Origin of the sequence: Clostridium sp. (assembly GCF_016650035.1) — a bacterium.
Taxonomy (GTDB): domain Bacteria; phylum Bacillota; class Clostridia; order Clostridiales; family Clostridiaceae; genus Clostridium_AD.
In genome coordinates this window covers 1-15,790 of record NZ_JAENWM010000026.1, presented here as the reverse complement: position 1 = coordinate 15,790, position 15,790 = coordinate 1, and the positions used below count along the sequence as shown (strand labels likewise).

22 protein-coding genes are annotated in these 15,790 nt (G+C 29.6%); 3 read left to right on the top strand and 19 right to left on the bottom strand.

Translation table 11 applies throughout. The features are described 5' to 3' along the window. Positions 1-148: 148 nt before the first annotated feature. From rpsR to yedF, 6 genes are all read right to left on the bottom strand, one after another. The gene (gene rpsR / locus JJD95_RS08130; RefSeq protein ID WP_291642173.1) at positions 149-412 is read right to left on the bottom strand and encodes a 30S ribosomal protein S18; all 264 of its coding nucleotides are present in this window, start codon (positions 410-412) and stop codon (positions 149-151) included. A 25-nt stretch (positions 413-437) separates the two neighbouring features. Beyond that, positions 438-878, bottom strand: coding sequence for a single-stranded DNA-binding protein (locus tag JJD95_RS08125; protein ID WP_291642171.1), 441 nt, complete (start codon positions 876-878; stop codon positions 438-440). Between the two features lie 11 nt (positions 879-889). Next, a complete protein-coding gene (gene rpsF / locus JJD95_RS08120; RefSeq protein ID WP_291642168.1) occupies positions 890-1,177 on the bottom strand; it encodes a 30S ribosomal protein S6 in 288 nt (95 codons plus the stop codon). A gap of 96 nt (positions 1,178-1,273) precedes the next feature. Then, on the bottom strand, positions 1,274-1,471 hold the full coding sequence (locus JJD95_RS08115; RefSeq protein WP_291642166.1) for a DUF951 domain-containing protein: 198 nt from the start codon (positions 1,469-1,471) through the stop codon (positions 1,274-1,276). Between the two features lie 27 nt (positions 1,472-1,498). Continuing rightward, entirely contained in the window at positions 1,499-1,750 is a 252-nt protein-coding gene (locus JJD95_RS08110; RefSeq protein WP_291642165.1) for a DUF3343 domain-containing protein, read from the bottom strand. 23 nt (positions 1,751-1,773) lie between these two features. Further along, positions 1,774-2,358: a sulfurtransferase-like selenium metabolism protein YedF gene (gene yedF, locus JJD95_RS08105; RefSeq protein ID WP_291642163.1), complete on the bottom strand. Its 585-nt coding sequence runs from the start codon at positions 2,356-2,358 to the stop codon at positions 1,774-1,776. Between the two features lie 354 nt (positions 2,359-2,712). Between yedF and JJD95_RS08100 the strand changes: the two genes are divergently transcribed. The 3 genes from JJD95_RS08100 to yyaC are packed head-to-tail and all read left to right on the top strand — an operon-like array spanning position 2,713 to position 5,578. After that, positions 2,713-3,867, top strand: a complete 1,155-nt coding sequence (locus JJD95_RS08100; protein ID WP_291642161.1) for an aminotransferase class V-fold PLP-dependent enzyme — start codon at positions 2,713-2,715, stop codon at positions 3,865-3,867. A gap of 8 nt (positions 3,868-3,875) precedes the next feature. Beyond that, the gene (gene ytvI, locus JJD95_RS08095; RefSeq protein WP_291642158.1) at positions 3,876-4,928 is read left to right on the top strand and encodes a sporulation integral membrane protein YtvI; all 1,053 of its coding nucleotides are present in this window, start codon (positions 3,876-3,878) and stop codon (positions 4,926-4,928) included. A gap of 47 nt (positions 4,929-4,975) precedes the next feature. Next, positions 4,976-5,578 carry a spore protease YyaC gene (gene yyaC, locus JJD95_RS08090; protein ID WP_291642156.1) on the top strand — a complete coding sequence of 201 codons (603 nt, stop codon included), beginning with the start codon at positions 4,976-4,978 and terminating at the stop codon, positions 5,576-5,578. Between the two features lie 139 nt (positions 5,579-5,717). Here yyaC and JJD95_RS08085 read toward each other — a convergent pair whose 3' ends face one another. The 13 genes from JJD95_RS08085 to rpmH form a co-directional block, all read right to left on the bottom strand. Further along, the gene (locus JJD95_RS08085) at positions 5,718-5,975 is read right to left on the bottom strand and encodes a YkuS family protein (RefSeq protein ID WP_291642155.1); all 258 of its coding nucleotides are present in this window, start codon (positions 5,973-5,975) and stop codon (positions 5,718-5,720) included. A 62-nt stretch (positions 5,976-6,037) separates the two neighbouring features. After that, positions 6,038-6,541 (bottom strand): DUF4446 family protein, encoded by a 504-nt coding sequence (locus tag JJD95_RS08080; RefSeq protein ID WP_291642154.1) that lies wholly within the window; start codon positions 6,539-6,541, stop codon positions 6,038-6,040. Between the two features lie 38 nt (positions 6,542-6,579). After that, positions 6,580-7,428 carry a ParB/RepB/Spo0J family partition protein gene (locus JJD95_RS08075; protein ID WP_291642152.1) on the bottom strand — a complete coding sequence of 283 codons (849 nt, stop codon included), beginning with the start codon at positions 7,426-7,428 and terminating at the stop codon, positions 6,580-6,582. 6 nt (positions 7,429-7,434) lie between these two features. Further along, the gene (locus JJD95_RS08070) at positions 7,435-8,202 is read right to left on the bottom strand and encodes a ParA family protein (protein ID WP_291642150.1); all 768 of its coding nucleotides are present in this window, start codon (positions 8,200-8,202) and stop codon (positions 7,435-7,437) included. A 174-nt stretch (positions 8,203-8,376) separates the two neighbouring features. Beyond that, positions 8,377-9,156, bottom strand: coding sequence for a nucleoid occlusion protein (noc, locus tag JJD95_RS08065; RefSeq protein ID WP_291642147.1), 780 nt, complete (start codon positions 9,154-9,156; stop codon positions 8,377-8,379). Positions 9,157-9,260: 104 nt separating this feature from the next. Then, complete coding sequence (gene rsmG / locus JJD95_RS08060) at positions 9,261-9,980, bottom strand: 16S rRNA (guanine(527)-N(7))-methyltransferase RsmG (protein ID WP_291642145.1); 720 nt, start codon at positions 9,978-9,980, stop codon at positions 9,261-9,263. 30 nt (positions 9,981-10,010) lie between these two features. Beyond that, positions 10,011-11,915, bottom strand: coding sequence for a tRNA uridine-5-carboxymethylaminomethyl(34) synthesis enzyme MnmG (mnmG, locus tag JJD95_RS08055; protein ID WP_291642143.1), 1,905 nt, complete (start codon positions 11,913-11,915; stop codon positions 10,011-10,013). An 8-nt stretch (positions 11,916-11,923) separates the two neighbouring features. Beyond that, on the bottom strand, positions 11,924-13,300 hold the full coding sequence (gene mnmE, locus JJD95_RS08050) for a tRNA uridine-5-carboxymethylaminomethyl(34) synthesis GTPase MnmE (RefSeq protein WP_291642141.1): 1,377 nt from the start codon (positions 13,298-13,300) through the stop codon (positions 11,924-11,926). A gap of 125 nt (positions 13,301-13,425) precedes the next feature. Then, complete coding sequence (gene jag, locus JJD95_RS08045; protein WP_291642139.1) at positions 13,426-14,052, bottom strand: RNA-binding cell elongation regulator Jag/EloR; 627 nt, start codon at positions 14,050-14,052, stop codon at positions 13,426-13,428. A 49-nt stretch (positions 14,053-14,101) separates the two neighbouring features. Continuing rightward, positions 14,102-14,770 carry a membrane protein insertase YidC gene (yidC, locus tag JJD95_RS08040; protein WP_291642137.1) on the bottom strand — a complete coding sequence of 223 codons (669 nt, stop codon included), beginning with the start codon at positions 14,768-14,770 and terminating at the stop codon, positions 14,102-14,104. A 20-nt stretch (positions 14,771-14,790) separates the two neighbouring features. Next, positions 14,791-15,000, bottom strand: coding sequence for a membrane protein insertion efficiency factor YidD (gene yidD / locus JJD95_RS08035; RefSeq protein WP_291642229.1), 210 nt, complete (start codon positions 14,998-15,000; stop codon positions 14,791-14,793). Then, positions 14,972-15,331: a ribonuclease P protein component gene (gene rnpA / locus JJD95_RS08030; RefSeq protein WP_291642227.1), complete on the bottom strand. Its 360-nt coding sequence runs from the start codon at positions 15,329-15,331 to the stop codon at positions 14,972-14,974. The genes yidD and rnpA overlap by 29 nt, the downstream gene beginning before the upstream one ends. 64 nt (positions 15,332-15,395) lie before the next feature. Further along, positions 15,396-15,530: a 50S ribosomal protein L34 gene (gene rpmH, locus JJD95_RS08025; RefSeq protein ID WP_291642134.1), complete on the bottom strand. Its 135-nt coding sequence runs from the start codon at positions 15,528-15,530 to the stop codon at positions 15,396-15,398. Positions 15,531-15,790: the final 260 nt, after the last annotated feature.

Here is a 15,790-nt window from a genome sequence, read left to right as displayed (position 1 = left end):
TAACTACAAGTATACTACAAATTGTACTGTAGCATATACACTTTTATAATTATATATTGATTATTTACTAAAATCTTTATATTTATTTACAAATATTATAAATAAAAAATAAAAGCAGCTACCATAAGGTGCTGCTTTCAGTCATTTACTATTCAGTAGTAAATGGTAATAATGCTATGTTTCTTGCTCTTTTTATAGATACAGTAAGCATCCTTTGATGTTTTGCACAGTTTCCAGAAATTCTTCTAGGAAGAATCTTTCCTCTTTCTGTAACATATTTTCTAAGTTTATTTATGTCTTTATAGTCGATTGCAGTTGCTTTGTCCATACAGAAAGCACAAACTTTTCTTTTCATTCTCTTCCTGTTTCCACCAGCACCGCCGCCGCTTTTTTTACGCTCGTTCATAGCCATTGTTTTTTTCCCTCCTTACCTAATATTAGAATGGAATATCTCCATCATCAATTGGTGTTATATCGCTAGCACTGCCAAAATCATTTGATCCAGCATTTGCATCGCCTTTATAGCCACCTTGATTAGTATTCGTATCTGATGTTTTATTTCCTCCCCATTCAAGGAAGTCAACTTCATCAGCAACTACTTCAGTAACATATCTTCTAGTACCGTCTTTAGCTTCATAATTTCTAGTTTGAATGTTTCCAGATACGCTTAAAAGTTTGCCTTTACTCATGTAATTGGCAGTATTTTCAGCTTGCTTACCAAATACCACTACTGGTATAAAGTCAGCGTCTGGTTGACCTTCTCTTTTAAATCTTCTATTAACGGCAATAGTAAAAGTGGTTACAGCTGTTCCTGTTCCTTGAGCAAATTTTAACTCAGGATCTTTTGTTAATCTACCAACTAAAACAACTTTATTCATAAAAGCACCACCTATTTCTCTGGATTTATTATGATATGTCTTATAACACTGTCTGTAATTCTGAATACTCTATCTAATTCTTTTGGTAAATCAGGATTTGCATTGAAATTGATTAATGTATAGTGGCCTTCACCAACCTTTTGTATTTCATAGGCTAATTTTCTTTTACCCCAAGCATCAACATTTTCAATTACTCCACCATTGTTTTCTATTACACCTTTAAATTTTTCAACATTAGTTTTAACTGCTTCTTCGTCTAATGATGGATGTAATATGAATATAGTTTCATATTTTCTCATTAATTTCACCTCCTCCCCTCGGACTAACGGCCATGCATTGCACGGCAGGGATTACAATAATAAATTATATCACTTATTAGTATAAAAAACAAGTTATTATTCTTTTAGAGGGTTTTCTCTTATAATTTTCTTTACCGCCGAATCAAATTTAATTCTTGGAAGCATAACTATTCTTGCACAACCTAAACATTTTATTTTTATATCAGCACCCAACCTAATAATTTCCCAGTTCTTACTTCCGCAAGGGTGAGTTTTTTTCATTTCAACAATATCTCCTAAATTAAAAACTTTCACTACACATCCCACCTTTGTATTCCACAACTATATAATCATAACTTTTATACTTTCTCCATTTCGAATAAATATTTCTTTAACTTTTATAATTTCTGATTTTATAAGTTCAATTATATTTTGAATGTTCTCTTCTCCTATTTTCAAACTAATACCACAGCTCTTAGTTATATAAGTAGGTGTAGGAATCACTATTACCTTAATTTGTTTTTTTATAGCTTCTCTTTCTGCTTTCATAGCTTCAAGTGTATTCTGAAATGTTACTATATAATATTTATTCAATGTATTTCACCCTATTTCATGTATTATAGTTTTATAGTCTTGTCTGCATTATTCATTAATTGTACTATGGTGTACATGTTTGATATTTCTCCAAGAGAAAGCTCATCCTTTAGATTATAAAAATCAAGACACACCCCACAAACTAATATATTTGTTCCTCTTTGTATAAGCTGTTTTAAGCTGTCAAGTACCGGTGAACTGTTTATAATAAGCTTTACCCCGCCGTTAATAAGAAGTAAATCATCAGGTATTAAATCTGCTTCTGATAATGCAAATATATAGCTTTTCATAAGAATATCTCCAAGCTTGTCATCCCCATGGCCTAGCTTATCACTAGATAGTACCAATGTAAATTTTTTCTTTTCTTTAGTTTCAGTATTTAAGACTTCACATTTTTCTTTAGATATTTTTATAAAATACATTTTATCTTTTACTTCTACAATACTCTTATATCCACTACCTTCAGCTAATTTTACTATATTGTTTTTAGCAACTAAATTATCTACAATTATTGTACTATCTCCACTTTCTATGGAATCAAAATATTTTTTAGTCTTAACTACAGGCATTGGGCATTTTAAACCCTTGCAATCTATTATATTATTCATATTATTTACGTTTCAAATTAATTTTTAATAATTAACTTAAAACTTTCACACCCCTTTCTCTAGGAAAACTGCTAATTTCATATACATTTACTGTGCTTTAGATTATAATATTCTATTATACGTTAATTAATAAATATGTAATTATTTTTAGTTTTTAATCTTTTATATATATAATGTTGTTTTATTTATTATAATAATAGTTTATTTTATCTTTTTATAATATTATTATAGACTATTTATCGTATAAATACATCAAAACAAAATTTATCTTGTTATTGATAATATTAATAGATATTACACCTTCTATTAGATGTAGTAATACTATTGTATTTTTCTTTAAAATTGGAGGGAATTATGAAAATATATTTAGATAATGCAGCCACTACATTTCCTAAACCATCGCTAGTTTATACTTCAATGATGAACTATATGATGAACGTGGGAACAAATCCTGGAAGAGGTGTAACTACTGCTTCCCTTGAAGGAAATAAGGTTATTTTGAATTGTAGGTACGCATTAATGGAACTTTTCAACTTTGATAAAGTTGAAAACGTAATTTTCACACCAAACATTACCACTTCTTTAAATACACTTATAAAAACAGTGGTAAAAAGTGGTTGGCATGTAATAACATCCTCAATGGATCACAACGCGTCGCTAAGACCTTTAAACTCTCTTTTAGAAAAAGGTATTATAGAACTAGACATAGTTCCCTGCTCAAAACAGGGCCTTATTAACATAGATGATTTTATTAATACAATTAAACCTAATACGAAACTCGTAGTTCTATCCCATGCCTCAAATATTGTTGGAAGTATTCAACCACTAGAAGCTATAGGTAAAATATGCAAAGAAAAAGGCATCTTTTTTATTATAGACTCTGCACAAACCGCTGGAGTAATACCTTTAGATTTTTACAAATTAAATTGCAACGCCCTAGCTTTTACTGGCCACAAAAGTCTACTCGGACCTCAGGGCACCGGTGGATTTTTAATTGACGATAATCTAAATGAAGCATGTACTTCATTTATGGAAGGTGGAACTGGTAGTCTTTCTTCAAGTATTATTCAACCGGATTTTTTGCCTGATAAATTTGAAAGTGGGACACTAAACGCTCCTGGTATAGCCGGACTTTTAGAAGGTATAAATTTTATTAATACGCAAGGTATAGACGCAATTCGCCAGCATGAAGAATATTTGTTAAAAAAATTTGTAGAAGGACTATTAAATATAGACACCATTAAAATTTATGGATTAACAGATAATTCTAAAAGAACAGCAACTATCTCTGTTAATTCTACAAAAATTGATAATTCAGAATTGGGATTTATACTTGATAGTGACTATGGTATTATAACAAGAACTGGACTTCACTGTGCGCCACTGGCTCATAAAACCATAGGCACATATCCATGTGGCACCTTAAGATTTGGTATTGGCCCTTTTAACGATATTAAAGACATTAATTATACCCTGAATTCTCTAAGTACTATTATAAGGAAGGTGTGATTTTTTACATGGATAAATTTCTACAAAAAATTGATAAATTAGCTATATTCTTTATTTTGTATACTTTAGTTTTTGTAATATTTTTTGGAACAATAGGCTACACCCTTCCTTTTGTACTAGCTCTTATTTTAGCTTTAACTCTTAAATTTCCAACAAAATATTTGATGCAAAAGTTTAAAATTAAAAACACTGTAGCATCATTATTTACGACTACCATTTTTTTCACTATAATTGTAGTGGTAATATCCTTAATAATTACCACTATAACTTCAGAAACGATACAACTTGCAAAAAATATTCAATCTTATATCTCCTCTAACGAAGCTAGTATAGTTGATTTTGTTAATAATTTACGGAATTATTATAAAAATTTGGACCCCAACATAATTACTAATATCGAGCTAAATATTACTAATTATATAACCAAAACTATAGATATTAGTATGAATGCATCTACAAAAATTTTTTCACAAACGCTATTATTTGTATCTACTATACCCTATGCTATAATGGTTTTATTATTTACTTTACTTGCCACATATTTCTTCACAAAAGATTTATCATCATCAAGTAAAAAACTATCGGATTTAATTCCTCATAAAAATGAAGATAGAATAACCTCCATTTTCGAAGAATCAAAAAAAATGTTTAAAAATTATTTACTTTCTTACTTATTAATAATCACTATAACATTTTTAGAAACCTTAGTTGTTTTTTTAGTTTTTAAAGTTAAGTATGCCGTTTCATTAAGTATATTGTGTGGAATATTTGATTTGCTACCTATTTTTGGTATAGGAGCTATATATCTTCCTTTAATAATAATATTTTTTATATCACATAATTATGTAGCAGCTTTAGGACTTTTAATATCTTATATAATTATAACTATAGTGAGACAAATCATTGAACCTAAAATTGTATCTACCTCACTAGGGATTCATCCTGTAGCGGTTCTAGCCTCTATATTTATAGGACTCCGAGCAAACGGTATTCTTGGAATGTTATTCTGCATGTTTTTAGTAGTTTTTTACAATATATTGAAAAAAGTTGAAGTTTTATAGAATAAAAAACCTCCTACATGGATAAAATCCAAATAGGAGGTTTTTTTATGGTAGATAAAGTTATTTTAGATTCTATGTCCAAAGATTGCACTTATAAGTTAAGAGATATTATAAGCCAGTATATCGTTCCCATAGCTAAATGCTCACGTCCTATTGTTGTTTTATGTATTGGTACAGATAGGTCTACTGGTGATAGTTTAGGCCCCCTAGTTGGAAATAAACTTAAATTTTTAGTTAGAAATGAAATTCATCTTTATGGTAGTCTTGAGTGTCCAGTACATGCTAAAAATTTATGTGAAACAATTGATGAAATCAACTATTCTTACACCAATCCTTACATTATTGCAATTGATGCTTGCCTAGGCAGTTTGCAAAATGTAGGAAAAATCATTGTTGAGGAAAAGCCCTTAAGCCCTGGTGCAGCTATGAATAAAGATTTGCCTAAAGTGGGTGACCTAAGCATAACAGGGGTTGTAAATATATCTGGTGCCTTTGAATTTATGGTTCTCCAAAACACAAGATTATATACAGTAATGATGCTTGCTGATGCTATATCAAATGGTTTATATCATTCAATACTCAAAACTATAGGTGGTCGAAAATTTAATTCTCTTTATAATGAATCAACTATAAAGGATGTTGAAGTTTAATTCCAGTATATAAAGAGAAATAACAAGAAAAGTATAATAGTCTACTTTTCTTGTTATTTCTTTTTGTATTCCAAAGTATATTTTATAATAGTGTTTGTACATATTTATTATCAATTTAAAAATATACTCAAAATTAATTTTAAAAAATATTACTATACACTCTATTACTTAATATATATTCTATTTCATCAATAGTTTTACTTCCACTATCGATAATTAAAGTTCCTTCTCTTCTTATGTTATTTTGCATGTTTAATTTTATGAGTCCACCGTCTTTAAGATTACATATAATTGCGTCACAACATACATTATTTTCTTTATTATTTACTATTGTATGTCCTCTTTTGATTAGTTCATTTTGTAAAATTACAAGTTCTTGTGAAATACATATTACCATAAAAAAACTCCTTTGTTTTTATCTTTCCCTAAAAGAATTTTTTTACTATAATATATTTACACTTATTGTTTTGGATACATAGCTTGCTCTAACACTTTGTTCTCTTCCTGCGATAAATCATACCTAGATATCCCTTTATCCACTGGTTTAGCATAGGTAGTGCTTTCGTTTCTACCATATATACTAGTTAATATAACGCCATTTTGGTTTCCATCAAGTAATGCTATTGAAAAACTCAAATCACTTCCAACGTCTTCAAAAGCTTTATATCTTATTATTGAAGTTTTTTGAACACAAGTTTTTAGCCGCCCATTTAATCCATTAAACATTTGTTTCATAACATCATTTTCTTCTTTAACTTCATCAATTTTATCTAAATATGATACAACCACATCTTCTAAATTCTTTTTATTTACCCCTCTCATTAGTTTTCTATATTTGTTCTCTAATTTATTTAAAAACCTATATGTCATTATAATTATTATTGTTAAAACAAAAACAACAACTATAAGTGATAGTATTATATATACCTCTGCATTACTTATGAAATTAAATATACTCTGCATTTTAAATTACATCCTCCCATTATGTTTCACGTGAAACATTATATATTAAAAACCTCTAAAATTCTTTCAAAATCTTCTTCTGAGTAATACTCAATTTCTATTTTACCTTTGTTTTTATTTTTAGAGTTTATAAAAACTTTAGTACCAAAATGATCTTCTAATTTATTCAATACATCTTTATAGTATATATTGTTTTGTTTTTCAACCACTTTCACTTTTTTTTCGTCATCATAATTTTTTACTACTTTCTCTGTTTGTCTAACATTAAGACTATCATCTATAACCATTTGTGCAATTTTATGTTGAATTTGTTTATCGTTTATTCCGAGTATTGCCCTTCCATGGCCCTCAGATATTACCCCATCTATTATGTAATCTTGAACTCTTTCATCTAAGTTTAATAATCTCATGCAATTTGTTATAGCTGTTCTTGACTTGGATACCTTTTTACTTATATCTTCCTGAGTAAGATTAAAATCTAATATTAGTTTCTTATATGCTATTGCTTCTTCAATAGGATTTAGATCTTCTCTTTGAATGTTTTCTATTAATGATATTTCTAATACTTTTTTATTATCTACATTCATTATAACTGCAGGTATATTCGTTAGTCCAATACTTTTAGCTGCTCTGAATCTTCTTTCACCTGCTATAATTACATATATATCACCTTCTTTATTCAATATGATAGGTTGTATCACACCATGTTCTTTTATTGATTGTGCCAATTCAGATATTTTCCCAGGATCAAAACTTTTTCTTGGTTGATCTTTGTTAGCTTTTATTAAATTCATAGATACTTTTATAATTGAAGAACCATCCTCTAGAACTTCTTCTTCTGGTATTAAAGCACCAAGACCCTTACCCAACCCAAATTTTTTGCTCAATACTAATCATCTCCCTTGTCTATTTAAAAATTCATTTACTAGTTTCGCATAGGCTTCTGCGCCCTTGCATTTGTCATCATACAACATAATCGGAAGTCCAAAACTTGGTGCTTCTGCCAGTCGTATATTTTTAGGTATAGTTGTCTCGTAAACTTTATCATTGAAGTATTTTTTAACTTCTGATACAACCTCATTACAAAGTTTTGTTCTATTATCATACATACTCAAAATTATACCCTCAATTTCCAGCTTTTTATTTAAAGATTTTCTAATAAGGCTTATGGTATTAACTAATTGACCAACACCTTCTAATGCATAGAACTCACATTGAATAGGTGTAAGTACAGTATCTGCTGCAGTAAGTGCATTTATAGTTAGTATTCCAAGGGATGGTGGGCAATCTATAAAAATATAATCAAATTCACCGTCTATTTCTTTTAGCTTTTCCTTTAGCATATTTTCACGATTACTTCTATTAATTAGTTCTACTTCTGCGCCTACAAGTTCCATTGTAGAAGGTACTACGTATAGATTATTTATTAGCTCACATTCCTTTATAGTTTCTCTTATTGAGATATCTGATGTTAATAAATCGTACATTGATAAATCTATCTTTTTTTTATCAAATCCGAGTCCACTTGTAGTGTTACCTTGAGGGTCGATATCTATTGTTAAAACTTTTTTACCCCGCATAGCTAAATATGCACATAGGTTTATATTCGTAGTAGTTTTACCTACCCCGCCCTTTTGATTAAAAATACATATAGTTTTCATGACTACACCTACCATTCATAATGTTATTTTTATTTTCATAAGTTATTTTGATATAAAGTTCTTTATATTCTATAAAGCTATTATATATTTATGTGTAACAATTTAATAGTCTTTTCTCAAAAAAATATAAAAAAGAGAATGTTTCACGTGAAACATTCTCTCTTTATATACACATTATTTTTTAGGTATTCTTATTGTAACTTCTATACTATCTTCTAATTCCTTAGATCTATATTCTGCATTTATACCATACTTTTCGAAAACTTGTTTAATCGTATTTATATATACTCTAGGCGAAAAAATTCCTTTAATTTTTTTCTTTCCCTCCACAGCTACTCCATCCCTGGATAACTTTAATAATTCTCTTTCAATAAGTTGTTCTGTGAATTTAACATTAAGCGATTTATCAATAATTACTTTAAGCACTTTCTTTTGAATATGTATATCAGGCAATTTTAACAGTGCTCTAGCATGTCTTTCAGTAAGTTTATTCTCTACCAAGACATTAGTTATTTCTTTATCTAGTTTTAGCAATCTTAGTTTATTAGCTATAGTTGATTGTTTTTTTCCTATTATTTGAGCTAATTGTTCTTGTGTGTAGGAATGATCTTGAATAAGATTAAAATAAGCCACTGCTTCTTCTAAAAAATTTAAATCTTCTCTTTGCAAGTTTTCCAGTAATGCAATTGCAGCAGAATCTTTATCTGTAATATCTATAATAATTACTGGAACCTGCTGTAATCCTATTTTTTTAGCTGCTCTTAGTCTTCTCTCGCCCGCCACCAATTCATATCTGTTTTCTCCACTTTTTCTAACTGTTAATGGTTGAATTATCCCGTAAGATTTGATTGACTGCGACAGTTCCTCAATAGTTTCTTCATTAAAATGCTTTCTAGGCTGATAAACATTTGGCGATATTAATTCAATAGATACATAATTTACGTTGTTTTGCATAATATAATATACCATCCCTCAAGTTTTTTCCTTATATTAACAGTTCTCTCTTTTTGTCTAATTTCCTTCTTTTTTTTTATTAAATCGTACGACAAATTATAACATTATAACAGTGGATTTTTAGAAACTATACCTGCTTTTCTAGGATACTGCTTATGAGTTCCAGAGATTTTACTTATTATTATAAGATTATGTTTTAAATCACTGTCTTCAATTTGGACTTTTTCTATATGTTCGATTCGTCCACCTAATTTCCTTATTGCATTTTGTGAACACTTAATTTCATCTTCAGCAGCAGGTCCCTTCATTGCAACAAAATATCCTCCAACCTTTACATAGGGTAAACAATATTCACTTAAAACTGTTAAATTAGCAACAGCCCTTGAAACTGCAATATCAAACTTTTCTCTATACTGATGCACTTGTGCAAAATCTTCTGCCCTACCATGAATTGCACTAATATTCTTTAGGTTTAAATCTTTTATTACTTCGTTTAAAAATTTAATTCTTTTATTCAGTGAATCTAATAGTACTATATTTATTTCAGGTTTCATTATTTTCATAGGTATACCAGGAAATCCACCTCCAGTCCCTATATCTATTACATTTTTTGCACCCTTAAGTCCTTCAAAATTAAAAACTTTCATAGAATCAATAAAATGTTTTTTTACTATATCTTCATCTTCTTTTATAGCTGTTAAGTTTATTTTTTCATTCCATTCCTTTATAAGTTCCTTATATCTCATAAATTGTTGGTACTTTTTTTCACTAAAATCAAGTCCAACATTATTGCTAGCCTCATTTAATATATCGAAGTATTCCATAATTCACCTCCATGTATCTTTTATTATCACTTAAATAGTAACTTTAGGTACTGAGCTATTTTTAATTCTATTTTGTTGCTCAATATATATCATTAAAACCGTCATATCTGCAGGTGATACCCCTGATATTCTAGAAGCTTGACCTATACTTTCAGGTTTGATTTTGCCTAATTTTTGCATAGCCTCTATCCTTAATCCTTTTATTTTATCATAATTTATATCTTTTGGTATAAATTTGTTTTCAAACTTCTTAAATTGTTTAATTTGGTCTAATTGTTTCTGGATATATCCTTCATACTTTGAAATAATGTTAACTTGCTCTTGTATATATTTATCTAATTTAGGTCTATGTATATCAAGTTCTGAAACTATATAATAATCAAGCTCCGGTCTCTTTATTAGCTCATATAGACTAATAGGCTTTTTTAGTGGCGTAGAGTTACAAGAAATTAAGAATTCCTCAATCTCTTTTTTATTTGTAATTTGTAAGTGTTTAATTCTATTAATTTCTTCTTCTAGTTGCATCTTCTTTTTCACAAATATATCATATCTATGTTCTTTAACAAGGCCTACGCCATATCCTATTTCAGTTAACCTTAAATCAGCGTTATCTTGCCTTAGAAGCAATCTATACTCCGCTCTTGATGTCATCATCCTATATGGTTCATTGGTACCTTTAGTAACTAAATCATCAATTAAAACTCCTATATATGCATCAGATCTTTTTAATATTAATGGATCCTTATTTTGAATAATAAGCGCAGCATTAATTCCTGCCATAAGCCCCTGAGCTGCAGCTTCTTCATATCCAGAAGAGCCGTTTATTTGACCAGCTGAAAATAATCCACGAATATTTTTAAATTCTAGGGAAAGTTTTAGATCCGTTGAATATAAACAATCATATTCTATGGCATAAGCAGTTCTCATAATTTCTACATTCTCAAGTCCTGGTACTGTTCTTAATACTTCAACCTGAACCTCTTCAGGAAGTGAGCTTGACATACCTTGAACATACATTTCCTCAGTAGTTTCACCCTCAGGTTCAATAAATATTTGGTGTCTTTCCTTATCCGCGAATCTCATTACTTTATCCTCAATGGAAGGGCAATATCTAGGACCAGTACTGACAATCGACCCATTGTATAGTGGAGATCTATGAATATTCTTTCTAATTACATTATGAGTATCTTCATTTGTATAAGTCAGATAACAAGATACCTGTTCCCTATGTATATCTTCACTTATAAATGAAAATGGAACTATCTCAGTGTCACCACATTGCTCTTCCATTTTAGAAAAATCCACTGATCGTTTATTTATTCTAGCTGGAGTTCCTGTTTTGAACCTTCGAAGTCTAATCCCTATTTGTTCTAAAGATTTAGAAAGCTCGTTTGCTGGAAGAAGTCCACTAGGTCCTTCCTCAAATTTAAGATCTCCAATTATAACTTCTGATTTTAAATATGTCCCAGAAGCTATAATTATAGCCTTAGTTTCAAAGTATGCTCCATTTTTAGTAAGAACCCCTTTTACTTTTCCATCTATTACATCTATAGATATTACTTCTAATTGTCTTAATTGTAAATTTTCCTGTTTTTCTATTACATTTTTCATTCGCATTCCATATGCTTTTTTATCAGCTTGAGCTCTTAGTGAGAACACAGCTGGACCTTTGGATGTGTTTAACATTCTTGATTGTATATATGTATTATCAATGTTTACTCCCATTTCGCCACCAAGAGCATCTATTTCCCTTACTAAATGTCCTTTAGCAGTTCCGCCAATATTAGGATTACATGGCATTAGTGCCACACTATCTAAATTTATAGCACAAATTAGTGTTTTACATCCCATTCTTGCTGCAGCAAGAGCCGCCTCACAACCTGCATGACCAGCTCCTACGACTACAACGTCAAAATCCCCTGCAAAATATTTCATTTTTATCCCTACTTTCCTAGGCAAAATTCTGAGAATATCTTATGTATGATATCTTCTTCTAAAGATTCTCCCGTAATCTCACCTAAATTCGTCCATGCATTTCGTATATCAATTGATGCCAAATCTATAGCCTTAGTATATTCTAATGCTTTTAAAGATGATTCTAAATTTTCACTTGCTCTTATTAAAGCCTGTTTATGCCTATTATTTGTAACAAATATTCCTTCAGTTTTTATTTCACCATTAAAAAATAAATCTTTAATATATTCTTTAACATGATCTAATCCCTCGCCTGTTTTTATAGAAACATTAGTTATATATTTTGATTTAAGATTTTTTAGTTCACTCATCTCTATTTTACCACCTAAATCACTTTTATTTAATAGTACAATGTACTTTTTATCTTTAATATATTCAATGATTTGCCTATCTTCATTCTCTATCTTACTACTTAGGTCTAAAATTAAGATAACTAAATCAGCCTCATCAATTTTTTCCTTTGATTTTTCTACTCCTATTTTTTCAACTACATCCTCTGTTTCTCTAATACCTGCAGTATCTACTATTTTAATTGGTATACCTTCAATATTTATATATTCCTCTATCGCATCCCTTGTAGTACCTGGAATGTCCGAAACAATAGCCCTTTTTTCCTTAACAAGAGCATTAAGTAGTGATGATTTTCCTACATTAGGTTTTCCAACTATAACTGTACTTAAGCCTTCTCTTAAAATTTTACCTTCATCTGCAGTGCTTAAAAGCATGTCGATCTCACTTATTAATGCGGTAACATCTTCATTAACCTTTTCTGCAGTTACTTCTTCCATATCCTCTTCAGGATAATCCACTGTAGCCTCTATATGTGCAATCACAGTAAGTAATTTATTTCTTATGATTTTTATTTCCCTGGAAATTGTACCTTCTGATTGCATAAGGGCTGATTTTAAACTTAGTTCTGTCTTAGCCCTTATTATGTCAATAACTGCCTCAGCCTCACTTAAATCAATTCTTCCATTTAGGAATGCTCTTTTAGTGAATTCTCCTGGCTCTGCCATTCTTGCTCCTGCGCGAATAATTTCTTTCAAAATTATATTAGTACCAACTACTCCACCGTGACAATTTATTTCAATAGTATCTTCTGCCGTAAAACTTTTTGGTCCTTTCATATAAGAAATAATAACTTCATCTAATCTGCTTCCATTTTTATCAATAATATGACCATATCTCATAGTGTAAGGTTTTATATCATGAAGTCCTCTGTTTTTTTTGCCTAGAAATATACTTCCTACCATTTCTATAGCCTTGTCACCAGATACTCTAATTATAGATATACCAGCTTCACCTATACTAGTTGCTATTGCAGCTATAGTATCGAATTCTTTCATTAAATGCTACCTCCTAATTTTATGCGTATCTATTATTATATCCTTATTAGAATATTATATCTATATAATTTCTGTAATTTTATTACATCACTATAATTTTTTTTTATAATTTAAAAAGAAAGCCCTTAGGCTTTCTTTAAATCAACTACAACTCTTCTATATGGTTCATCACCTTCACTAAAGGTATAAGTGTATGAATCATTTTGAAGCGTAGAGTGTATTATTCTTCTCTCATAAGGATTCATAGGTTCAAGTTTTAAAACTCTACCACTAGCCCTTACCTTATAGGCAATTTTAGATGCAAGTCTTTTTAGTGTCTCTTCTCTTTTTGCTCTATAATTTTCAGTATCTAATATTACTCTTCTATATTCTTCATTATGATTTTTGTTTACAACTAAGCTTACAAGATATTGAAGAGAATCTAAAGTCTCACCTCTATATCCTATTAGTAGTCCCATATTAGGTCCAATTAAGTTAATTTTAATTTCATTATTTACTTCTTTAAGTGATATTTCCGCTTCCATATTCATAGCTTTAAGTACATCAGTAAGGAAAATATTCGCTTCAAATAAAATATCTCTTTTTACTGAAACTATAATTTTAGCAGGTTTTACACCTATAATATTTAAAAACCCTCTACTACCTTCATCTATGGTTTCCACTTCTACTTTATCTCTTGTAACTTTAAGCTCATTCAATGCATTATTAATTGCATCCTCTACGGTTTTCCCCATCATTTCTATAACCTTCATATTGTGCTACACCCGCCTTTCTAAATATCAAAATTATTAGGCACTTGTGTTAAATTTGTTTTTTTGAATCTTCTAATTTATTAATCCATAGTGTTTGAAGTATTTGTAGTATGTTATTTAATACCCAATATAATACTAATGCACCCGGAAAGTTAAGACTCATAAATCCCATAAAAATGGCCATTACAGTATTCATTGTAGAAGTTTGTTTAGATTTAGCATCGTCTCCTACTACTTTTGGTTGCATAACTTTTGATGAAAAGTATGTTGTAACCATAGATAATACTGGTAATATCATCTTAGGGTCCTTTAATGTTAAATCATTCATCCATAAGAAACCAGCACCATTCATATCTAAGTTTCTAAATACATAAAACATAGCAAATAAAACAGGCATTTGAATAAGCATTGGCAAACATCCACCCATTGGATTTACTCCATTTTCTTTGTAAAGTTTCATTACTTCTTGCTGAGATTTTTGTGGATCACTTTTATATTTAGCTTGAACTTTCTTCACTTCTGGTCCAATTGCACCCATTTTAGCTGTTGATTTTGTTGATTTAATGCTTAATGGTAACAATAGCACCCTTATTAAAATTGTAAAAAGAATTATTGTTATTCCAAATGATAAATCCTCAATAGGTATGACACTATGCACTCCACTATGTATAAAGAAAAATAGCTTTTCAAGTGGAACAGTTAAAAAATCAAAATTCAAATATAAAACCTCCCGAGCGGTTATTTAACTGGATCAAATCCACCCTTATTAAAAGGATGACATCTGAGTATTCTCTTTATTCCCATAATAGAGCCTTTTAACGCTCCATATTTTTCAATAGCTTCTAAAGTATACTGAGAACATGTAGGGTAAAATATACAGCAAGGCCTTTTTATAGGTGATATATATTTTCTATAAAGTTTAATGCCCAGTATAAATATTTTTTTCATCATTAATCAAACCTGCCTTCTTAAGCAAATTTTTAAGTGCACTCTCTATTTCTTTATGATTTTTAGAATTGGAAGGATTTCTTGCAATAAAAACCAAATCATATCCAGCCTTCAATCCTTCATTGTTAAGCCTATAGCTTTCAGAAATAAGTCTTTTTACTTTACCTCTAATCACACTATTTCCAACTTTTTTACTCACGGATATTCCCAATCTATTAATATCTTTATTGTTTCTATAAATATATAGAACTAATGATACATTAGAAAAAGATTTTCCTCTCCTATATACTGTTCTAAATTCAGCATTCTTTCTAATTCTGTATTTTTTCACGTTAATGTTCAAATTAGCCGCCCTCTTTTCCGCAAATTGCAGAAAAAGGCCACATTAGCGGCCCTTATGCTGTCAATCTTTTTCTACCTTTTTGTCTTCTTATTCTAAGAATGTTTCTGCCAGAAGCTGTTTTCATTCTCTTTCTGAATCCGTGCTCTTTCTTTCTTTGTCTCTTTTTTGGTTGGTAAGTCATGAACATATCTACTACACCCCCTCGTTTTAAATCTTACATTATAGCAATCACGTTACAATCGCACATTTATAGTTTTACTATTAGATTATATATTCATAGACTTGTAATGTCAAGATAAGCATTTTCACAGAGCTGAAGCATGATTTTTTTTAAAAGCACTAATTTAACTTAAAATTATAAATTACTATTACTATTTGTGATTCGCAGATTTTTTTATATAATATTGCTGATAAAATAAGTTTCAATTCATTTTCATAGTTCACTTT